General features: G+C 28.9%; 29 protein-coding genes. 19 read left to right on the forward strand and 10 right to left on the reverse strand.

Going from position 1 to position 21,288, the window contains the following annotated elements; genetic code table 11:
- The first annotated feature begins 5 nt into the window (after positions 1–5).
- From MBBWO_RS05775 to MBBWO_RS05800, 6 genes are all read left to right on the forward strand, one after another.
- On the forward strand, positions 6–1,379 hold the full coding sequence (locus MBBWO_RS05775) for a 2,3-diphosphoglycerate synthetase (RefSeq protein ID WP_273475836.1): 1,374 nt from the start codon (positions 6–8) through the stop codon (positions 1,377–1,379).
- A gap of 32 nt (positions 1,380–1,411) precedes the next feature.
- Positions 1,412–1,639: a hypothetical protein gene (locus tag MBBWO_RS05780; protein ID WP_116669927.1), complete on the forward strand. Its 228-nt coding sequence runs from the start codon at positions 1,412–1,414 to the stop codon at positions 1,637–1,639.
- 15 nt (positions 1,640–1,654) lie between these two features.
- Entirely contained in the window at positions 1,655–2,377 is a 723-nt protein-coding gene (gene mtxX / locus MBBWO_RS05785) for a methanogenesis marker protein Mmp4/MtxX (RefSeq protein ID WP_116669928.1), read from the forward strand.
- Between the two features lie 49 nt (positions 2,378–2,426).
- Positions 2,427–3,191, forward strand: coding sequence for a polyprenyl diphosphate synthase (gene uppS, locus MBBWO_RS05790; protein ID WP_116669929.1), 765 nt, complete (start codon positions 2,427–2,429; stop codon positions 3,189–3,191).
- Between the two features lie 62 nt (positions 3,192–3,253).
- On the forward strand, positions 3,254–4,012 hold the full coding sequence (locus tag MBBWO_RS05795) for a TatD family hydrolase (RefSeq protein WP_116669930.1): 759 nt from the start codon (positions 3,254–3,256) through the stop codon (positions 4,010–4,012).
- A gap of 15 nt (positions 4,013–4,027) precedes the next feature.
- Positions 4,028–4,696 (forward strand): 2,5-diamino-6-(ribosylamino)-4(3H)-pyrimidinone 5'-phosphate reductase, encoded by a 669-nt coding sequence (locus tag MBBWO_RS05800; protein WP_116669931.1) that lies wholly within the window; start codon positions 4,028–4,030, stop codon positions 4,694–4,696.
- On the opposite strand, the gene MBBWO_RS05805 is transcribed toward MBBWO_RS05800, so the two are convergent.
- A complete protein-coding gene (locus MBBWO_RS05805) occupies positions 4,693–5,163 on the reverse strand; it encodes a DUF2115 family protein (protein WP_116669932.1) in 471 nt (156 codons plus the stop codon). The genes MBBWO_RS05800 and MBBWO_RS05805 overlap by 4 nt on opposite strands.
- Positions 5,153–5,821, reverse strand: a complete 669-nt coding sequence (locus tag MBBWO_RS05810) for a histidinol phosphate phosphatase domain-containing protein (RefSeq protein WP_116669933.1) — start codon at positions 5,819–5,821, stop codon at positions 5,153–5,155. Before MBBWO_RS05810 ends, MBBWO_RS05805 begins: the two co-directional genes overlap by 11 nt.
- A gap of 79 nt (positions 5,822–5,900) precedes the next feature.
- Here MBBWO_RS05810 and MBBWO_RS05815 point away from each other — a divergent pair, with 79 nt between their 5' ends.
- The 10 genes from MBBWO_RS05815 (at position 5,901) to MBBWO_RS05860 (ending at position 15,129) form a co-directional block, all read left to right on the forward strand.
- Positions 5,901–6,758 carry a pantoate kinase gene (locus tag MBBWO_RS05815; RefSeq protein WP_116669934.1) on the forward strand — a complete coding sequence of 286 codons (858 nt, stop codon included), beginning with the start codon at positions 5,901–5,903 and terminating at the stop codon, positions 6,756–6,758.
- Positions 6,751–7,284, forward strand: a complete 534-nt coding sequence (locus MBBWO_RS05820; protein ID WP_116669935.1) for a class I SAM-dependent methyltransferase — start codon at positions 6,751–6,753, stop codon at positions 7,282–7,284. Before MBBWO_RS05815 ends, MBBWO_RS05820 begins: the two co-directional genes overlap by 8 nt.
- Positions 7,285–7,351: 67 nt before the next feature.
- Positions 7,352–8,146, forward strand: a complete 795-nt coding sequence (locus tag MBBWO_RS05825) for a 2-amino-3,7-dideoxy-D-threo-hept-6-ulosonate synthase (RefSeq protein ID WP_116670037.1) — start codon at positions 7,352–7,354, stop codon at positions 8,144–8,146.
- Positions 8,147–8,155: 9 nt separating this feature from the next.
- Positions 8,156–9,286, forward strand: a complete 1,131-nt coding sequence (locus tag MBBWO_RS05830) for a 3-dehydroquinate synthase II (protein ID WP_116669936.1) — start codon at positions 8,156–8,158, stop codon at positions 9,284–9,286.
- Entirely contained in the window at positions 9,264–9,848 is a 585-nt protein-coding gene (thpR, locus tag MBBWO_RS05835; protein ID WP_243408474.1) for an RNA 2',3'-cyclic phosphodiesterase, read from the forward strand. Before MBBWO_RS05830 ends, thpR begins: the two co-directional genes overlap by 23 nt.
- 8 nt (positions 9,849–9,856) lie before the next feature.
- Positions 9,857–11,227, forward strand: coding sequence for a CCA tRNA nucleotidyltransferase (gene cca / locus MBBWO_RS05840; protein WP_116669937.1), 1,371 nt, complete (start codon positions 9,857–9,859; stop codon positions 11,225–11,227).
- An 85-nt stretch (positions 11,228–11,312) separates the two neighbouring features.
- The gene (locus MBBWO_RS05845; RefSeq protein WP_116669938.1) at positions 11,313–11,867 is read left to right on the forward strand and encodes a DUF2284 domain-containing protein; all 555 of its coding nucleotides are present in this window, start codon (positions 11,313–11,315) and stop codon (positions 11,865–11,867) included.
- A 15-nt stretch (positions 11,868–11,882) separates the two neighbouring features.
- Positions 11,883–12,563, forward strand: a complete 681-nt coding sequence (gene npdG / locus MBBWO_RS05850; protein WP_116669939.1) for an NADPH-dependent F420 reductase — start codon at positions 11,883–11,885, stop codon at positions 12,561–12,563.
- A gap of 238 nt (positions 12,564–12,801) precedes the next feature.
- The gene (locus tag MBBWO_RS05855; protein WP_116669940.1) at positions 12,802–14,133 is read left to right on the forward strand and encodes an NAD(P)/FAD-dependent oxidoreductase; all 1,332 of its coding nucleotides are present in this window, start codon (positions 12,802–12,804) and stop codon (positions 14,131–14,133) included.
- 123 nt (positions 14,134–14,256) lie between these two features.
- Positions 14,257–15,129, forward strand: a complete 873-nt coding sequence (locus MBBWO_RS05860) for an Mrp/NBP35 family ATP-binding protein (RefSeq protein WP_116669941.1) — start codon at positions 14,257–14,259, stop codon at positions 15,127–15,129.
- Here MBBWO_RS05860 and MBBWO_RS05865 read toward each other — a convergent pair.
- From MBBWO_RS05865 to MBBWO_RS05875, 3 genes are all read right to left on the reverse strand, one after another.
- The gene (locus MBBWO_RS05865) at positions 15,126–15,521 is read right to left on the reverse strand and encodes a hypothetical protein (protein WP_116669942.1); all 396 of its coding nucleotides are present in this window, start codon (positions 15,519–15,521) and stop codon (positions 15,126–15,128) included. The genes MBBWO_RS05860 and MBBWO_RS05865 overlap by 4 nt on opposite strands.
- A 74-nt stretch (positions 15,522–15,595) precedes the next feature.
- Positions 15,596–16,972 (reverse strand): MFS transporter, encoded by a 1,377-nt coding sequence (locus MBBWO_RS05870; RefSeq protein ID WP_243408475.1) that lies wholly within the window; start codon positions 16,970–16,972, stop codon positions 15,596–15,598.
- A gap of 13 nt (positions 16,973–16,985) precedes the next feature.
- Entirely contained in the window at positions 16,986–17,456 is a 471-nt protein-coding gene (locus MBBWO_RS05875; RefSeq protein ID WP_165807932.1) for a MarR family winged helix-turn-helix transcriptional regulator, read from the reverse strand.
- 210 nt (positions 17,457–17,666) lie between these two features.
- On the opposite strand from MBBWO_RS05875, the gene rbr reads away from it, so the two are divergent.
- Positions 17,667–18,209: a rubrerythrin gene (rbr, locus tag MBBWO_RS05880; protein ID WP_116669945.1), complete on the forward strand. Its 543-nt coding sequence runs from the start codon at positions 17,667–17,669 to the stop codon at positions 18,207–18,209.
- A 44-nt stretch (positions 18,210–18,253) separates the two neighbouring features.
- Here the strand turns inward: rbr and MBBWO_RS05885 are convergent, their stop codons facing one another.
- Positions 18,254–18,646: a C-GCAxxG-C-C family protein gene (locus MBBWO_RS05885; protein ID WP_116669946.1), complete on the reverse strand. Its 393-nt coding sequence runs from the start codon at positions 18,644–18,646 to the stop codon at positions 18,254–18,256.
- 398 nt (positions 18,647–19,044) lie between these two features.
- Between MBBWO_RS05885 and MBBWO_RS05890 the strand changes: the two genes are divergently transcribed.
- Together MBBWO_RS05890 and MBBWO_RS08075 are read left to right on the forward strand one after the other, a co-directional pair.
- Entirely contained in the window at positions 19,045–19,224 is a 180-nt protein-coding gene (locus MBBWO_RS05890; RefSeq protein WP_116669947.1) for a hypothetical protein, read from the forward strand.
- A 9-nt stretch (positions 19,225–19,233) separates the two neighbouring features.
- Complete coding sequence (locus MBBWO_RS08075) at positions 19,234–19,506, forward strand: hypothetical protein (RefSeq protein WP_133241506.1); 273 nt, start codon at positions 19,234–19,236, stop codon at positions 19,504–19,506.
- Positions 19,507–19,515: 9 nt separating this feature from the next.
- Here MBBWO_RS08075 and MBBWO_RS05895 read toward each other — a convergent pair whose 3' ends face one another.
- The 4 genes from MBBWO_RS05895 to MBBWO_RS05910 are packed head-to-tail and all read right to left on the reverse strand — an operon-like array spanning position 19,516 to position 21,138.
- Complete coding sequence (locus tag MBBWO_RS05895) at positions 19,516–19,833, reverse strand: hypothetical protein (protein ID WP_116669948.1); 318 nt, start codon at positions 19,831–19,833, stop codon at positions 19,516–19,518.
- A gap of 2 nt (positions 19,834–19,835) precedes the next feature.
- Positions 19,836–20,282 (reverse strand): hypothetical protein, encoded by a 447-nt coding sequence (locus MBBWO_RS05900; RefSeq protein WP_116669949.1) that lies wholly within the window; start codon positions 20,280–20,282, stop codon positions 19,836–19,838.
- A gap of 6 nt (positions 20,283–20,288) precedes the next feature.
- A complete protein-coding gene (locus tag MBBWO_RS05905) occupies positions 20,289–20,696 on the reverse strand; it encodes a hypothetical protein (RefSeq protein WP_116669950.1) in 408 nt (135 codons plus the stop codon).
- Positions 20,686–21,138, reverse strand: coding sequence for an SseB family protein (locus MBBWO_RS05910; RefSeq protein ID WP_116669951.1), 453 nt, complete (start codon positions 21,136–21,138; stop codon positions 20,686–20,688). Before MBBWO_RS05910 ends, MBBWO_RS05905 begins: the two co-directional genes overlap by 11 nt.
- Positions 21,139–21,288: the final 150 nt, after the last annotated feature.

A 21,288-nucleotide genomic window follows, 5' to 3' on the forward strand; every position in this document is an offset into this window, starting at 1 on the left:
ATTTAATGAATTCAAAAAAAGTCCTATGTTTAGTGGATGGTGAACATTACCTTCCTGTTACTAAAGATGCAATTAATACTTTAAACTCTAAAGATGAATATGATGTTATAGCTGCTGTTTTCATTGGTGGGACTGAAAAGTTAAGAGATGACAATGAAGAATCTTATACTAATATTTTAGGTGTTCCTGTTCGTTTTGCTGAAACTAAAAATATCCCTTATGATTTAATTGTGGAAATGATTAACAGCTATGAAGTAGATGCAGTATTTGATTTAAGTGATGAACCTATTTTGGATTACCCTAAAAGATTTAATATTGCTTGTAAAGTGTTAAATGAAGGAAAAATTTATGAGGGGCCTGATTTTAAATTTGAACCAGTTACTCAATTAGATATTGTTAAAAAACCTTCTTTAAAAATTATTGGAACTGGTAAAAGAATAGGAAAAACTGCTGTTTCTGGGTTTGTTTCTAGATTAATTGATGAAAACAATTATGAACCTTGTGTTGTAGCTATGGGAAGAGGAGGACCAAAAGAACCTGAAATAGTTCATGGGGATGAAATTGAAATATCACCAGAATTTTTACTTGAACAATCTGAAAAAGGAGTTCATGCAGCTAGTGATCATTGGGAAGATGCATTAATGAGTAGGATTTTAACTATTGGATGTAGACGTTGTGGTGGAGGAATGGCTGGAGAAGTATTCCTTACTAACATGCCAAAAGGTGCAGAACTAGCCAATGAAGTTGACAGTAAATTTGTAATATTTGAAGGTAGTGGTGCAGCTATTCCACCTATTAAAACAGATAAAAATATTGTGCTTATAGGAGCTAATCAACCATTAAATAATATAATTAAATACTTTGGACCTTATAGAATAGGATTAGCTGATTTAATTGTTATTACAATGTGTGAAGCACCAATGGCTAATGAAGAAAAAATCAAATACCTTGAAGAGTATGTAAAAGAGATTAATCCAAATGCAAAAATCATTTCTACAGTATTCAGGCCAAAACCATTAGGAGATATTGCAGGCAAAAAAGTTTTATTTGCAACTACTGCTCCTGAAGCTGTTCAAGATAAACTTGTTGAATATTTAGAGTTAAACTATGACTGTAAAATTGTTGGTATAACTTCTCATTTATCTAACAGGCCTTTACTTAAGAAAGATATTGAAGAACATATGGATGAAGCAGATGTTATGCTTACAGAGTTAAAAGCTGCTGCTGTAGATGTAGCTACTAAAGATTCTATAGATGCTGGTCTTGAAGTTGTTTACTGTGATAATATTCCTATTGCATTAGATTATACTTATCCTGATTTAGGCAAATCTGTTTTAGACTTAGTTGATTCAGCAATTGATGATTTTAATAATCATTAATTCTTATTTTATTTTTTTATGTGGTGTAGATAATGTCATTAAAAGATACAATTTCAAAAATTGATGAAGTTATTCAAAAACCTTTTACTCTCAGACCAAAATTTTATTACTGGTTATTTTATGCTTTAGAATTCTGTTGGGTAGTAATTGGATGTTATTGGATTTTTACTTCAAGATCCATACTTATCTGTGTAATATTTTTAGTTGTATTTGCTATTCTTCATCATTTAGGAACCTTAGCAAGTAGATTAAGAAATTAAATAATTTTTAGAGCAATGTATACAATAGCTATTGGGATTGGTGAAAATAGAAATGTTTTAAAAGCCATTTCTATTTTTAAAACTCAACATTCAGATTGTAATATTAAATTAATTGAAAAAGAAGAAGATTTAATAAAAGCAATTAAAGATGAAGATGTTGATGCAGTAATTAGAGGTTCTTTACCTTCATCTTCTATTATGAAAGATATTAAGGAGCATTATTCTTCAAATTTAATTACTAGGGCTACCTATGTAAATGGAGAAAATCAGGAGTTTCTGCTTTCTCCTGTTGGAATAGATGAAGGTTCAACAATAGAAGAGAAATATGAAATAGCTATTAACTGTGCTAAATTCTTAGAAAAACTTCAAAAAACTCCGAAAATAGCTATTTTAGCTGGTGGAAGAAAAGGGGATTATGGAAGAAGTGAAGAAATTAATAAATCCATTGATGAAAGTGAGAAATTATTTGATTTATTAAGTAAAACTAATTTGGATGTTAAAAATTATTATATATTGATTGAACAGGCTGTAAAAGATAAATGTAATGTTATTATAGCTCCTGATGGAATTACAGGCAATATTATTTTTAGAACACTTATTTTAATAAACAAATGGCCAAGTAATGGTGCAATAACCTTTGGTCTAGATAAAATTTATATTGACACTAGTAGGTCTCAAAGTGTTGAAGGATACCTACGTTCTATAAAATTAGCATATAATTTAAATAATATTTATTAATTATGAATTAGCTAATAATATATAACCAATTATTTACAAGGAGAGTTTCATGTCCGAAAATTTTATTTACAAAATTTATGAATGGTATATTTCTCGTAATTTAAAAAAAGAGAACATGCCGAAACATGTTGCATTAATTATGGATGGAAATAGAAGATATTCTAGAATTCAAGGCAATATGGATGTTATTAAGGGACATGAATTTGGTGTTGATACTTTAGAACGTGTTTTAGACTGGAGTATTGATTTAGGTATTGAAATAATCACTGCTTATGCTTTTTCCACTGAAAATTTCAATAGGCCTCAAAAGGAAGTAGAGGGGCTAATGAAGCTTTTTGTTAAAAATTTTAAAAGGATTGTAAATCACAGTAAAATCCATAATAATGAGGTTAGGGTAAAAGTAGTTGGAAAACTTGATTTACTTCCAGATAGTGTTCGTGAAGCTATTGAAGAAGCTGAAAAAGCAACAGAACATTATGATAAACGTTTATTCAATATAGCTATTGGTTATGATGGACGTTTAGAGATTGTAGATTCTATTAAAAAAATAGTTCAAGATGTGAAAGATGGAAAACTTGATGTTGAAGATATTAATGAGGATGTAGTTTCTAAAAATCTCTATACTGAAGGATTAGATGATCCGAACTTAATTATAAGAACAAGTGGTGAAGAACGTCTTAGTGGATTTTTATTATGGCAGTCTTCTTATTCTGAACTTTATTTCTGTGAAAGTTTATGGCCTGAATTAAGAAAAGTTGATTTTTTAAGAGCTATTCGTTCTTATCAACAAAGAGAACGTAGATTTGGTGTATAGTTCTCTTATTTTTTATTTTATTTTTTAACACCTGTTTATTTTTATTTTTTGGAGGTTATAGAATGATTGATACACATTGTCATGTTGATTTTGAGGATTTTGATAATGATAGAGTTGATGTAATTCAAAGAGCAAAAGATACCTTGGATGCTGTTATTAATTCTGGAACTAGTTTAGAAGGTAATCAAAGAGTTTTAGAATTATCAAAAGAAAATGAAGGTTTTATATATTCAAGTTTCGGTTTTCATCCTGTAACTTCTCAAGATTCTACTGTTGAAGAGTTAAAAGCTGCTCAAGAACATTTAATAGCTAATTTGGATAATATTGTTGCTATTGGTGAAGTGGGTATGGATTTCTTCTATGTTAAAGATAAAGCTCTCCGTGCAAAACAGAAAGAGACTTTCACTAGCTTTGTTGAGATAGCTAATGAATATAAAGTTCCATTACTTATCCATGCTCGTGACTGTGAAAGAAAAGCATTTAATATTGTTAAAGAGTATGATGATATTCCTGAAATAATATTTCACTGCTTTAGTGGAAGTATGAAGACAGCTAGAAGGATTATGGATAAAGGATATTATATGAGCTTTTCTACAATGGTCTGTTACTCCCAAAGACATCAGGAGTTAGTTAAGGATATTCCTTTAGAATCAATATTGACTGAAACTGATAGTCCTTATTTGGCTATGACAAGAGAAGAGAGAAATGAACCAGCTAATGTTGCAAAAGCTGTTCATAAAATAGCTGAAATTAAAGATATTGATGTAAGTGAAGTAGATGAAATCACTACTAATAATGCAAAATCTGTTTTTAAAATCTAACTTTGAAGTGATTATATGAAACCTTATGTAATTTTAAATGCTGCAATGACTTTAGATGGAAAGATAGCTACTGAAACTGGAAGTTCTAATATCTCTGGAAAGGAAGATTTAATAAGGGTTCATGAACTTAGAAAAGAAGTGGATGCAATAATGGTTGGTATTAACACTGTAATTGCAGATGATCCAAGATTAACTGTACATAAAATAGAATCTAAAAAGGAAGATAATCCAATCCGAGTTGTTGTTGATGGAAAAGGAAGAATTCCAATTGAATCTAGAATAACCAATGATGATGCACCAACAATAATAGCTGTTTCTGATGACTATAAATCTGATTTAACAGCTAGTGATAAATATCATGTTTTAAAAAATAATGGCGTAGACTTTTTCTTTGCTGGTGAAAATCAAGTTGATTTAGTAAAGTTAATGAATTATCTTTATGAAAAAGGAGTTAGAACCTTAATGTTGGAAGGTGGATCTACCTTAAACTTTTCAATGATAAAAGATGGTTTAATTGATGAAATAAGAATATGTGTAGCTCCTATGGTTGTTGGTGGTGTTAATGCTATCTCACTATTTGGTGGAGATGGTTTTATGACTATGGATGAAAGTGTAAAATTAGAATTAGTTGATTCTTTTAGCTGTGGTAAAGATTTAGTTTTAAAATATAAAGTTAAATATTAAAGAAATAAATGTTCAAAAGGAGCTTTTTTACAGATGCAGTATCTGCATAATGATTTATGCTCTTTAATATACTTTGATTTTCCTTTACAGAAATAATTGTCATTATATTTATAAACGCCATCCTTTTTAGGGTTTAATCCAAAGGGATGAAGTGGTTTTTTGCTTATAAGAGCAAAATATAAACACAAATTTCTTGTTAAATTTTGGTTTTCTTCATCATGAGGATTGTATCTGCTAAAATAGTAGTCAATATCCTCTTTTATGTTTTTAATTGTTTTATCAGATATTTCAAAATCTTCACTAATCTCTAGCTCGAATATTTCATCATAAGCTTCAGAATTATATTTTGCTAATCGTTTAGTTAGAGGATCTTTATATCTGTCATCAGTTACCTTATTTTTAAGATAATCAATATTGTAATCTTTAATGTTTGTTTTTATCTCTTCCAGAAGGTTATTAGCTTTCATTTAATAAATCTCCAAGTAATTTTCTTGGATTATCAACAATAGCTTTCATTGCTTCCTCTTTAGTTAATCCTGCACCTAAAGCTATTTCATAAGATTTTTCAAAGGTTATTAAATCATCTGGTGCATGAGTATCAGTATTTACTAAAAGATTTGCACCAACTTCACGTGCAATATTTGCAACATGTCCATTTGACAAGCAGTGTCCTTTTCTTGCACTTATTTCAAGATAGATATCATTTTTCTTAGCTATTTCAGCTTCTTCTTTTGTAATTAAACCAGGATGTGCTAGAATATCTACATATTTTGAATTAACTGCAGCATAGTTAGTTCCTTCAACTACAGGTTCATTTAAAGTTTCACCATGAACCACTACAATATCTGCTCCAAGTTCCTTTGCTTTTTTTGCTAAATCATCAATGGACTCTACAGGAGCATGAGTAACTTCAGCACCTAATAAGACTTTAATGTCCCAGTTAGCATTAATGTCATCAATAGCCTCTTGAATTTGGACAATACTTTCAATATTTGAGTAATCAACATGATCAGTAATAGCTATTGCTTCATGGTTTAATTTGTAAGCTCTTCTAGCTAATTCAGATGGCAATAATTCACCATCACTAAATAAACTGTGCATATGCAAATCTATTCTTTTATTCAAAATTAAGCACCTTTTTTTATATTATAAAAATAAATTTATTATATAATTATAAATAAAGTTATCTAATAAGATGATATAAATGTCTGTTTCAGTTTTTGTTCCTAGTCATATAACAGGTTTTTTTAATATAAGAAATGATGATAACCCTTTAGTTAATGGGTCCTGTGGTGCAGGTTTTTTACTTAACAAAGGGGTTACAACTTCTATTAAAAAAACCTCAAAAGATGAAACTTCTATAAAAATCAATGGGAAAATAGATAAAAGAAATGAAACTATAATTCATGAAGTCCTTAAGTTATTGGATATTGAAGATAGCTTTAAAATTAATCAATCAGTAGAAGTTCCTATTGGTGCAGGTTTTGGCACATCTGCAGCTTCAGCATTAGGAACAGCTATTGGAATTTCAAATATTTTAGATTTAAATCATGATATGATTAAATCGGGTCAAATTGCTCATCAGGCTGAAATTAAATTAGGTTCAGGCCTTGGAGATGTTATTGCTGAACTTGGAAAAGGGATTGTTTTAAGAACAAAACCTGGTGCACCAGGTATTGGTGAAATTTCTTGTTTTAATAATGAAACTATTTATGTTGCATGTAAAACCTTTGGAGAGATTGAAACTTCGGATATTATTCAAGATCCTCATTATAAAAAGGTAATTAGTGATGTTGGACTAAATTTAACAAAAAAATTTATTAAAAATCCCTCTGTTGATAAGTTTTTGGATTATTCTTATAAATTTTCCACTGATACAAATTTAATGAGTAAGGAGGTTTCTAATTTAATTGATTATCTTAATGAAAGAGATAATATTTTAGGTTCTTCAATGGCTATGCTTGGAAATACTGTATTTTCCTTTGCATATAATGAAGATGCCTTTGAAAATCTAGAAGTTGATATCTATGAGATAGATAACTTTGGTGTTAAATATGATTAAAGTAAGTTATAACATCAAAAAGTATAGAAATCAATTATTTGAAGTTATTAATCATGGTGACACAATTATTGAATTGGGATGTCATGTAGGCACTACCTCAAGGATGATTTTAGATAGTTTTGAAGATATTACACTTATTTCAGTAGATAACAGTCCTGAAGCTATTCCAAAAATGGATAACTTAAAAAATGAATATGATAATCTATGTTTTATTCATGGAGATGTAAGGCTTCATGATGTATTATCATTAGTTTTTAAAAAAACTCAAAGTTGTGATGTTCTTTCTGTTGATTTAGGTGGTGGTTATCATCCTGACACTGTTTTTAAAGTATTTTACATATGGTCTTCAACATTCAAGCCTAAATCAACAATAATCAGAAATAGGGGGCTTTTGGAGTTTTTAAATTCTACATCTAAAAGTGATGAATCTTTCTATTCAAGTGAAGGTTATTTGGAGTCCTATAAAAATGAAGGAATACCTCCACAAATAAAAGAATTTGAATTATGGACAAATTCTTTGAAATAACTATTTTTAAGAAAACATTATATACAGTCAGTAAGATAATATACTTCATAAATATTTGGGGTATAAAATAATGATTGGAAAGAAAATTCGTTTAGAAAGAATAATAAATAGAAAGAACGGAAGAACTGTAATTGCTCCAATGGACCACGGTGTTTCCAGTGGACCTTTAAGAGGAATTATAAACATTGATGAAACCATTGAATCCATTTCCCAAGGTGGAGCAGATGCTGTTCTTATGCACAAAGGAATTGTAGAAAGAGGACACAGAGGATACGGTAAAGATATTGGTCTTATTGTACATTTATCTGCTAGTACTTCCTTAGCACCAGATCCAAATGATAAAGTTTTAGTAACCTCTGTTGAAAAAGCTATTCAATTAGGGGCAGATGCAGTTTCTGTTCATGTAAATCTTGGTTCTGAAACTGAAAGTAAAATGTTACAAGAATTAGGAGAAGTAGCTGAAACCTGTAGTTATTGGGGAATTCCTTTACTTGCTATGATGTACCCTCGTGGTCAAAAAGTAGAAAATGAACATGATGTGGAATTAGTTAAACATGCTGCACGTGTAGGTTCAGAATTAGGTGTAGACATTGTTAAAACAAATTATACTGGTGACCCAGATTCATTTAAAGAAGTTGTTGATGGAGCTTTAGTACCTGTTGTAATAGCTGGTGGACCAAAAGTAGAAACTAATGAAGAATTACTCCAAATGGTAAAAGATTCCATTGAAGTTGGTGGAGCTGGAGTAGCTTTTGGACGTAACCTTTTCCAAGCTGAAAATCCGGGAAAAATCACCAGAGCTATTTCTGAAGTAGTCCACAATGATTTAGAAGTTGAAGAAGCATTAAAATTCTTAAAATAAGGTGATTCTTTGCAAAATAAATTCAGTTGGATTTTATCTCCTAATCAACCATGGGATGAAAGAAAAGAATTTATCACAATGGCTTTAGAGTCTGGTATTGATTATGTACTAGATTTAAATGACCATGATAAAATTAGAAAACTGGGTAATGTAAATATTGTAGCAAATAGTGATGATGCAGATATTTATTTAATCGGTATTGATGGTGAAGGAGATGGGTCTTTAATCCTTAATGAAAATTTATCTGAATCACAAGACCTTTTTGATGCAAAAGAAGCTAAAAATGCTGGAAAAACTGTTTGTGCTTATATAAAAATAACTGATAAAGCACATGAACAGTTGGCTGTTGAATTAGGTAAAATTGTTGATTATATAATTCTCATTGCTACTGACTGGACAATTATTCCACTTGAAAATATTATTGCAGACTTACAAAAAGAATCTGTTAAGATAATAGCTGCTGTTAAAAACAGTGATGATGCAAAAGTAGCTATGGAAACCTTAGAAATAGGTACTGATGGTGTAATATTTGAACCTGAAGAGTTTAGCCAAATTAAGGACATAGTTAATCTTGTTGAATCTTTATCTAGGGAACAATATGAATTAAAAGAAGCTACAATTACCAATGTTAAACCATTAGGCTCAGGAGATAGAGTCTGTGTTGACACAACCTCTATGATGCAGCCTGGTGAAGGTATGCTTATTGGTTCCTATTCAAAAGCATTATTCTTAGTTCACAGTGAATCTCTTGAAAGTGAATATGTTGCTTCTAGGCCATTTAGAGTAAATGCAGGGCCTGTTCAGGCATATGTAATGGTTCCTGGAAATAAAACTCGTTATCTTGCTGAATTAAAAGCTGGAGATGAAGTTTTAATTGTTAATACTGAAGGTGAAACTAGAACTGCATATGTAGGCAGGAGTAAAATTGAAAAAAGACCATTACTTCTTGTTGAAGCAGAATATGAAGGAACTATCATTAGAACCTTACTCCAGAATGCAGAAACAATTAGGATAGTTGATAGTGATAACAATCCTATTTCCGTTGCTGAGCTAAAAGTTGGAGATAAAGTTAAAGTTTATATTGAAACTAGTGCAAGACACTTTGGTATTGCAATTGATGAAACTATTATTGAACAATGATATCATGTCTAAAATAAGGGCTTTTTTAGCTATTGATTTAAAAGAAGAATTCAAACCTCAAATAAAAGAAATTATTGAAGATTTTAAAACTTTAAACACTGACATTAAGTTTGTTGAAGTTGAAAATCTTCATTTCACCTTAAAATTTTTTGGGGATGTTGATGAAAATAAAATAAATCAGATTTCAGAAATAGTATCCAATACTTTAGAAGGATTTGAACCATTTAATCTTAAAATTCAAGGTTGCGGTGCATTTCCTAACTTAAACCATATAAAAGTCATTTGGTTAGGAACTGAAGAAAACACTATTTTAAATTCCTTGCATGATGATTTAGATGAAGAATTCTCAAAAATAGGATTTAAAAAAGATTCCAGATTCTCAAATCATCTTACAATTGGTAGAATGAAATCAGCTAAAAATAAAAATCAAGTTAAAGAAAAATTAAATGATTATAAAACTGTTGAAATAGGTGAAATGTCTATTGGTAGAATTTCACTTAAAAAAAGTACTTTAACACCTAATGGCCCTATTTATGAAGATGTAAAAGTTTTTGATATTTAAGTGATTACATGGATTATACTTCAATTTTAAATAAGTTACGACCAACAGAACAGGAGAAAACTAAAATTAAGGAAATATCTCATAAAATTATTGATTTTCTTAATGATTACTGTAAAAAAGAGAGTATCAATGCTAATACAGTTCTTGTTGGTTCAGTAGCTAAAGGAACATATCTTCAGGGAAAATCTGATATTGATATTTTCATTACATTTCCTCTTGAAACATCAATGGATTACCTTAAAGAAATGGGACTTAAATTAGGTTATTTATGTAATGAAAAGTTTAATGGAGTAGCTAGTGAACATTATGCTTCTCATCCCTATTTAACTAGTGAAATTGAAGGTTTTGAAATTGATTTTGTACCTTGCTACCAAATTGAAGATGGTAGTCAGTTAAAATCTGCTGTAGACAGGACTGTACTTCATACTAACTTTATTAAAGCAAATCTTAAAGAATCTCAGAAGGATGATGTTTTATTACTTAAAAGATTTATGGATATGACTGGAACTTACGGTTCTGAGTTTAAAGTTGGTGGATTTGCAGGTTATCTTTGTGAGCTCTTAATTGTAAAGTATGGTGATTTTGAAACCACTTTAAAAGAAGCATCTAAATGGAGATATGGAACTGTTATTGATTTAATGGATTATAAAACATCTAAGCTATTTAATGACCCATTAATAGCTATAGATCCAACAGATAAAAATCGTAATGTTGCGGCAGCATTAAGATTAGATAAAATGGCAGAATTTATACAATCTGCAAGAAATTATTTAAATTCCAATATAAAAGAAGAATATTTTAACCCCATTAATAAAAACACAAATAAAGAAAATCTATTAAATCAAATTAAAGATAATGAAAGTGAATTTATTGTTGTTAAGTTTAACATTCCAGAAATTCCTTTAGATACTCTTCATCCTCAACTTAAGAAAACCGTTGAATCATTATCAGAAAAATTGGCTGATGAAGAGTTTAATGTTTTTGCATCTGATTATTGGACTGATGAAGAAAAAGTAGCTGTTTTTATATTTGAAATGGCTTCATCTACTTTAAATAAAATCAAAATCAACAAAGGTCCTAAAGTATTCATTGAAAGAGGATGCAAGCAGTTTATTGATGCTCATGGTCTTGAAAATTGTTATATTAAAGATGATTTTCTTGTTATGAATGTTGAAAGAGAATTTACAAGTGCTGTTTCATATATAAAACATGTATTTACCAGTGAAAATATTGCTTTAATTAAGATTGGTAAAAATTTAAAAGATTCTTTACTTGATAGCTATTCTTTCATTAACCTAGAGGATATTTCTAGTGATAGCAGTGAATTTTGGTCTTTTATAGATGATTTCTTAAATCCTGGTCAGTATATAAAAAGATAATAAAATTTTATTCTTATAAATAAAAATATTTTTATTATTTAAAAACAGATTTTAAATATATTAATAAAATGAGTGTGATATATCTATGGCTTTATTTGAAGTAGAGCAATTGACTGCTGATTTAGATGTAGATGAATACTATGAAAAGTACGTGGATGTTGAAAAGTATTTAGAATATTGTAAGGAATGCTCTGATTATGCAACAAATTGGAGTTGCCCACCATATGATTTTGACCCGAATGATATCTGGAAATCCTATAACAAACTTAAAGTTGTTGCATTTAAATATAACTTCTCCAAGGAGTTATTAGATGAAACTTTTGAAGAAGATCAACTTAATATCTTTTTAAAAAGGTTAGATAGAACAAAAGTTAAATTAATGAATGTCATATATAGGATGGAAGATGAAAATTCAATGGGTTTAGGTATGGGTCCATGTAATCTTTGTCCAATGTGTACCAGATCTTTTGGTATGCCTTGTAAGATGCCATTTAAATTAAGGTATTCTATTGAATCATTAGGTGGAAATGTTGATGATATGATTAAAGAAGTTTTTGATATTGAAATTAAATATCCAAAAGATGGTAAATTACCTGAATATTTAATGTTTGTTGGTGGTTTACTTTATGATAAGAAATAATAAGGAGGATGTTATATGTTAATTGGAATTATAGGTGGAACTGGTTCTCAAGGTCTTGGAATTGCAAAACGTTTAGCTATCGCTGATTTTGATGTAATTGTAGGATCTAGAAAAGAAGAAAAAGCAGTTAGAGTTGTTGAAGAAGCAAATTCAGATATTAGTGAATACACTTCAAATAAAATGGTTGGAAAAGCTAATGAAGATGCTGCTCGAGATGCTGATTTATTAATCTTAACTGTTCCTTTAGAAGCACAAATAGCTACTTTAAAAACTATTAAAGAATTTGTTAAAGGTAAGATTATTTTAGATGCAACTGTACCATTAGAAACTGCTATTGGTGGAAATGTTTCTAATTTGTTACATGTAAATCCAGGATCTGCTGCTGAAAGAACTGCAAAATTTTTAGCTAATGAAGATGTAAAAGTTGTTTCTGCTTTTTGTAACATTAGTAATTTTCATTTAGCTAATATTCCAGAACCTATTGACTGTGATTGTCTTATTTGTGGTGATGATGCAGAATCTAAGGAAATAGCTAGTGAAATTATTGAAAAGATTCCAGATTTAAGAGTTGTTGATATTGGTAAACTTGAAAAAGCTCATTTGATTGAATCAATCACTCCATTATTAATTGGATTAAATATTAAATACAAATCCCATTATGGTGGATTTAGACTTACTGGAATTGATTTTGAATAAAATTTTTTCTTTTTATGAACAGTTAAAAATAAATATTAATAATATTATTTAATATTATTATTTTTATTTTTTATTTTTAAACAATTAATTCTTTTTTTATAGTTAAATAAACAATTAGGTTTACTTATTTAAAAATTTACTTATTTTTATTAATTAATAGTTACTTTTTTATATTTTAAGTTAGATAAATTATTATCGCTTTGAGAATATTATATTTATTTAAAAAGGGCTTGAAAAAATGAAAGTTGTTATTGTTGGTGGTGGAGCTGGAGGTATATCAACAGCTTCAAATATTCGTAAAATTGATAAAAATATAGAAATAACTGTTTTAACCCGTGATAATAATGTAGCATATTCTCCATGTGCTATACCTTATGTATTGGCTGGAAAAATCAAATCATTTGATGATATTATAATGAAAAAGCCAGAAGATTATAAGGAAAAAGATATTGATGTTATCACTGAAGCAGAAGTAACTTCTGTTGACAGTAATAAAAAAGCAGTTACTTATGTAAAAGAGGGTAAAGAAATTAAACTTGATTATGATAAATTAGTTTTAGCTACTGGTGGAAATCCTTTTATCCCTCCAATGAATGGATCTGATTTAGAAGGTGTTTTCCAAATAAGAAACATTAAAGATGGTATTAAGGTTCAAGAATGGGCTAAAGATTCAAAGAATGCTATTGTCATAGGTGCTGGTTTAATTGGTATTGAAATTGCATTTGGACTTAAAAAATTAGGTTTAAATGTTACTATTACTGAAATGTTACCTCAAATTGTTCCTCGTTCTTTAGATAAGGATATGGCTGATATTTTAACTAATTATCTTGAGTTAGAAGGAATTAATGTTGTATTAGGTCAACCAATCACAGATTTAAATGGTGAAGAAAAAGTAAAATCTGCCTGTTTTGGAGATGGAACCTGTATTGATGCAGATATGGTAATATTAGCTACTGGTGTTAGGCCTGAACTTGAATTGGCTAAAATGGCAGGATGTGAAATTGGAAGATGGGCTATTTTAGTTAATGAAAGAATGGAAACTTCAGTTGAAGATGTTTATGCAGTTGGGGACTGTGTTGAATCTCAAGATTTAATTTTAGGTGCAAATACTATATCTCACTTAGGAACAACTGCTGTTCGTCAATCCAAAACTCTTGCACGCACTATCACTGGTAGAAAATCTAAATTTAACCCAGTTTTAAATTCTATGGTTTCAAAAGTAGGTAAATTGGAATTTGGTGCGGTTGGTTTAACAACTAGTTTTGCTCAACAAAATAACATTAAACCAGTTGTTGAAAAAGTGGAAGCTCTTACCAGGGCTCGTTATTATCCTAATGCAAAACCAATGGATATTAAGGTTATTTGTGATGCTGATGGAAGAATCATTGGTTGTCAGATAATAGCTGAGGAAAGGGTAGCTGAAAGGATTGATACAATGACTTTAGCTATTACTGAAGGCTTAACTTGTTTTGATTTAAGTAATATGGAGTTTGCTTATGCTCCTCCTGTTTCTATGGTAACTGATCCATTAGTTATTGCTGTTGAAGAAGTTAGTAAGAAATTTAACTAATATTCTTCTTTGTTATCTTTTTTTATTACATTTATCTTTTAAAAACTTTAAGTAACTAATATGATAACTTTTAAATACCTTAAGTAACTAAATAATTAATTATAAATAGAGAGAGTTGATAAAATGGCGGAACATGGTCATCATGCTCATGGAGGTCAAATGACCCCTGAACAGCAAAAACAAATGATTGAACAAGAATTAAAAATTGCAAGAAATTTAGGCAAAATCAAATATAAAATTGCAGTTATGAGTGGAAAAGGTGGAGTGGGAAAATCTACTGTGGCTGCAAATATTGCTGAAGCTTTTCAAAAACATGGATATAAAACCGGAATTTTAGATGCAGATATTCACGGTCCAAATATTCCTAAAATGTTAGGTGTTGAAAAAGGAATTATTGGACTTGATGAAAATAATGCTATGGTTCCTGTTGAAGCAGAAAGTGGATTAAAAGTTATGTCCATGGCATTTTTATTAGATTCTAAAGATACTCCAATTATATGGAGAGGACCACAAAAATCAGGAACAATTAAACAGTTAATTGCTGATGTAAGTTGGGGTAATTTAGATGTTTTAATTATTGATAATCCTCCTGGAACTGGAGATGAACCTTTAACTGTTCTTCAAACTATACCAAATATTGATGCTGTTGTAATGGTAACTACACCTAATGCAGTATCCCAAGATGATGTATTGAAATGTGTTAAAATGGTTGAAATGCTTAATGTAGACCATATTGGTTTAGTTGAGAACATGGCTTATTATGAATGTCCAAACTGTGGAGAAAAAGTTAAGATGTTTGGAGAAAATGTCGGTGAAGACTTTGCAGAAGAAATGGACATTACATTCTTAGGAGATTTACCATTAACTCCTAAAGTTGCAGATTCTGCTAATCTTGGAAAATCTATGGTATCCTTAAATTCTAATGCTGAAGTTGGTAAAGAATTTATGGATATTGCTAAAAAAATAGATGATGAATTCTTAAATAAAGAAGATTAAATTAAATCAGCATCAATGTTGTAATTTAGATTAGCTATATCAACTACAAATCCTAAGAAATTAGGATCTTCTTTTATTTTTTTATAACTATCTACAGTTTCAACTGTCATTTCTTTATTTTTATCCATTTCATTTAATCTGAAGTATTCTATTCCACGTTCAAATTCTCTTAAATCTAAAAAAATAGGGATTAAGTATTTATCTTCAAGCCCATATGGTATTTTAACAAATTTTCCATCTTCTTTCACACTTATGAAAGTGGATTTGCTTAATGATTCTTTTAAAGCTTCTCTTTCTTTAATTATTTTTTCTTCATTACCATTTTCTTCATGAAGATAAATCATATTTATGTGATTTTTAATTTCTTGATTCTTTATGTTTTCTGCATCCATAGTTATTAATTAGAATCAATTATAATAAATAAGTTTTTAACATTATAAAAAAAGAAAAAAAGTAAAAATAAAATTTAATTTATATTTTTACTTTTTAAACCCCAAAGTGAGGCCAAAATAGCTATTGCGCATAAAATTGTTGAGATTATGCAAGCTGTGCTTGAGCTTTCAATTAATTGAGGGAAATTCTCTGGAACGAAAGCTACATTACCCATAATTATTGCAAATATTACAGTTAGCATAGCTAAACTTAATGTCTGACCAACTACTCTCATTACAGTAATTGTAACTGATGCTGTTGGAGTTTCTTTTGGTTCAACTGTACTCATAACAAGATTTGTATTTGGTGAGGCAAATATTCCAAATCCTATACCTTGTAAAACCATTGCTACTATAATTACATAGAGTGGTGTTTCTGCATTTAAGAATATTAATATAAATAAAGCCAAAGTTACAAAGGCCATTCCAATAGCTGCTAATTTTTGAGGATTAATTTTATCTGAGAGATTACCAGAAATTGGTGATGCAATTGCCATTAATAGGGGGGTTACTAGCAATAGAACACCAGTTAATGTTTCATTATATCCTAAAATGTATTGGAAGTGGTAATTTAACACATAAGTTACTAAAAATGTTGCAATATAACTTATTATTGATGCTAGGTTTGAAGATAAGAACTTTGTATTCTTAAATACACGTACATTAAATACAGGATATTTAACTCTTAACTCTAAGTAAATAAATGCTATTAAGAGTATAGCTCCAATTATTGCTAATATTAGTCCATTTGGTTCATTTATTATTGTGAATCCATAGACTAATAAGAAAATTGATACTCCATAAAGTATGGATCCTTTGATATCAAAGGTTTCATTTTCATACATACTCCATTCATCTTTAACTTTAGTAAATGAAATTAATAAAGTAATTAAAATAAACGGAATTGAGAAGTAAAATATTGCTCTCCAACCTAAGTAATCAGTTAGTATTCCTCCAATAAATGGTGCAACTGCAAGTCCAATATAAACGGCAGATACCATAATTCCTAATGCTTTTCCTCTTATTTGCTCTGGTACTGCAACACTAACAAGTGAAGTTACTGTATTATACAAAATAGCTGCAGCGATTCCCTGGAATGCTCTGAATATTAATAATGATTCTGTTGAAAATGCAATTGCAGATAAAATAGAACCAATTAAAAATAGAATTAATCCTATGTTATAAGATTTTTTAATTCCATACATTCCTGAGAATTTACCAAAAGGCACTGCAACAATCGCTACTGTGAATAAAAAGATGTTAATTACCCAATTTTGCATAATATTGTTTAATGAAAATTCAGTTGCTAATTGTGGAAGTGCTACTGCTGGAGCTGAGGATATAAAAGCAACAAAAAAGGATGCTATTGAAGTGATTAATATAACATAATCTTGAAGTTTTAATTTTCTCATTTTCATTTCTCCTTTATTTAATACTTTTTCTAAGTTTCCAGCTTTGAATAGCTATTTTTCTAAGGTCTGCTTTGAGTTCTTCAGTGATTAATTCACAATCCATATCTTGTTCCCACATTTTATCTATTTCAATTATTTTTGGAATTACTGAACATCCTTTTTTTGTTAAATAAATCATGTTTTTTCTTCGATTATTTGGGTCAATTTTCCTGTTTATATAACCGAATTCTTCTAATTTACTTAAGGATGTAGATATTGTGGATTTACTAAAGTTTAATATTTCCACTAGATCTTTTTGGCAGAGTTTATGTTGATCTTCTACATCGCCATGTGAATATATTTCCATTAGGCAAGATACTTGTGTAGAATTAATATCTAACTCTTTAATCTTGTGTTCAAGGTATCTTTGTTCATTTTTGTATATGACAGAGATTAAAGGAATCAGATCCATTTTTTCCATTAAGTTTCTTTGTCTGGAATTCATTTGCATAACCTCATGTTTATATAATTGTTTATATATTAATAAAAGTTTCGAACCGAACAGTTCTTATAAGAACTATTTTTTTTTTTTTTTAAATTGAATTTTTTTGGATTTTTTTAGGTATGAGTAAATAAAATTAGTATTAACTTAGAAAGATATATATAATTGATAACTTTATAGATATGATTATATTAACTTATAAAAGCGGATAATATGGTCGATTTAAAAGGAACTAAAACTGAAAAGAACTTAGAAGCAGCTTTTGCTGGTGAATCCCAAGCTCATACAAAATACCAATATTTTGCTTCCCAAGCATCTAAAGAAGGTTATAAACAAATTTCAGCTATTTTCTCTGAAACATCAAGAAATGAGAAAGAACATGCTAAAATGTGGTTTAAATATTTGCATGATGGTGCAGTACCAGACACTATAACCAACTTAAAAGATGCTGCAGATGGTGAAAACTACGAATGGACTGAAATGTATGCGGAATTTGCTGAAATAGCTGAAGAAGAAGGTTTTGATGAAATTGCTGCTAAATTTAGATTAGTAGGTCAAGTTGAAGCAAAACATGAAGAAAGATACAGAAAATTAGCTGAAAATATAGAAAATGACTCTGTATTTAAAAGAGATGAAGAAATCGAATGGAAATGTGACAACTGTGGATTTATTTATGTTGGAGAAGAAGCTCCTGAAGTATGTCCATGTTGTAACCACCCAATAGCTTACTTTGAAGAAAGAGCTACAAATTACTAAAAAATAAGTATTATGGATTAGTGTTTTATACACTAAAATCCATTTTATTTATTTATTAAATCACAAACTTTTTTTCCTGCAAATACACAGCATTCAGTACATAATGTTTTGTCTTCTCCATTTTTTGAGATTATATCGCAACGAACAGATGTGTATTTATCCTTGAATGCTTCAAACAGTTCTTTTGTATATGCTTTTATTTTATCTTCATCTTCTTCTAATAATCCTATTGCAAGAGTAGCTCCAGTTACTGCTCCACAGCTTCCTTCTGCAAATGTTCCACCAATTCCACCAGAAAAACCACTAGCTATTTTTGATAGATCATCTTGAGAGTATTCAGTATCTTCACAAAGTCCCATTAATGTAGATTGAGAACAGCTTTTTGTTTCTCTCAACTCTTCAATCTTTTTTTCAACCTTTGATGAATCTAATTCCATATATAATACCTCCTATAATTCAAAATTTATTCTATCTAACATATATAAATTTTTAATTTAGGAATTTTATAAAGGAGTTATTTAAAGGGAGTTATTTAATTTATAATGTGATTTTTTCTATTATTCTTAACAATTATAATATATTATCAGTTGAAATTAAAATTTGAATTATTTTTATCTCTTTTAGTAGCTATTTTATTAAATTCTATGGATGTTTTTACACAATGTTCAAAGTTTTATAAATTTCATTACTAATTAATAGCTTTTTATAAAAAATTCATAGAAAAGTTAATATGTAACTCTTAACTTACTGGATTATTGTACAAAAACCTTTTTATATAATGTTGTTTATATTAAAATTATATAAGAAGTTTATATTTATTGGAGGAAAATTAAGTATGTTTTACAGTACAATAATGAAAATTGATTCTATTGACAGATTAAGAGATATTAGGGATGCTTTACTTGTTGAACAAGGTATTAATCCAACTCGTCAAGGTGAACATTCAATTAGAGTTGTTGTTGATAGGATTGATGAAATTCAAGCTACTTTAGATAAATCAGCTGCTAAACAATAGGTTGAATTTATGTTACGATCTTTTAGAAAACCATCACTTAAACCAAGAAAAAGGTTAATTCGAAAAAGAGTATTTAAATATGGTCAAATTCGGAGAATTGATAGGCATCGTCCAGTTATGATGCATGAAACTCAAAAAGAAGTAGAAACTAAACCTAATAAAGAAAAAACTCATCCTAAACCTAGTCCATTGGACAGGCCATTGTTATTTAGGTATATGCAAAATTATGATGAAAAAGATGAGTCAAATGAAGATAAAGAATCAGATGAAGATGATTCTTAAATCTTTTTTTTATTTTAAACTAGCTAATTTTTCACTATCCACAATCATATTATCTTCTGGGAGATTTACGATTAAGCCAGAAAATCCATCATCGTTAACAGCTAATTCAATAAATAATTCCATATCTGTTGTGTAAAGTGAATATTCCTGTTCTTGCTGGTCTAACTTTAAATATTCATATCCTGCTTCATATTTTTCTTCAGTAGTAAAAACAGCTATTTTAAAGTTATTTTCATCTCCAAAAGCTATAAAATTCATATCGTCATCTACTTTGTAAGTAGGGCAGTACAAGGTTACTTTTTTTAATTCTTCTATATTTATTTCCATTTTTAATCTCCTAGGTTATCTAAATCTATTGAAAAGTTTTGGCTATGTGGATTTATAATAATTCCTTTGAATTTATCATCTTCACTAGCTAATTTTTTAATATCTTCTGGTGTAATTAGCTTCATTTCAAGTTTGTCAAGGAATAATTTTGAAATTTTTTCACAGCCATCATCAAATTCTTTAATATCAGTAAAGACAGGTATAAAATAATCTTTACTTCTTTCAGTTACATTAAAGCGAACTAATTCTGGTTTTTCATCAATTAAGGTTAAATAAACTTCAGTTGGATAGGTTTCTTTGATATTTTCTTTCATTACATCTAATTCAATTGATGATTCATCCTTAATCTTTTTAGTAATCTCAGCATAGGTATTTATGAAATCTTTTAATTTACTTTTACCTACTTTATCACCAGATTCTTTATAGGTTTCATAATCTTTCATTCTCATAGTAAATCACAATTGCTTTTTATTAACTAGGTAATTCTGGAAATGAGGATTAATTGTAATTGCTTCGAAGTTTTCCTGATTTTTTCCATATTCTTTAATAACTTCTAAGGTTGCATAAAATGCTTTTGTTTTAAAATTTAGTTTATTGAAGTTTAATTTTATTATACCTGCGTTGAATTCTTCCAAATCAGTAAATACAGGTATGATAAATTTTTTTGAATTTTTGTATGCTTCAATACTAATTGGATCATCACTTTCATTAACAAGTAAAATCAACACTTCTTCCTGTAGAAGTTTATGAATTTCACTTTCTACATCTACATTTCCTTGAAGAAATTCATCAATTTTATCTTTAAGTTCACTTTCCTTAACTATTTCTCCATTATTTATTCTAGTTAAATCATTAATTTTCATTTACATCACTGGAATTGTGGTTACATTGACTTGTATGTAATAGGTCTTCTTTTGGAACAATGAAATCAGTGTCATATGGGTTAATTACAAGTCCAACAAAAGTTTCATCATCAAGACCTATTTCAAAAATATCAACACCTTCCATTACTTCAAGTTCATAGTCAAAATCAAGTGAATCAAGACCCATTTCTTCAATACATTTTTCAGCTTCATCTTCACTTGTAAAAACAGGAATGAAATAGCTATTATTTGCATCTTCTACTGTTAATCTTAAAATTTCTTTGTATTCTTCAGTTTTATTGGTAATAGCTATTAACTTGGAATCTAAAACAGCATGATCGATTTCGTGACCAACCATAGCTAATTTAACATCCTGGAACTCGATTTCACTTTCTTCAATTTCAATATATTCTTCCATTAATTTTAATATCTTTTCATTCATAGTAGTTCACCTTTTATTAGGGACATATAACTACTTCAAATTAATTATGTAGTTTGTTTATTAAATAAATGATTATTATGTACTGACTGTTAAGCTAAAAATATATGTTATAAAATCAAATAGTATAATTAATTAAGTTTAAAGAAGGAT

It is taken from the genome of Methanobrevibacter woesei (assembly GCF_003111605.1).
In the GTDB taxonomy this organism is placed as follows: Archaea; Methanobacteriota; Methanobacteria; order Methanobacteriales; family Methanobacteriaceae; genus Methanocatella; species Methanocatella woesei.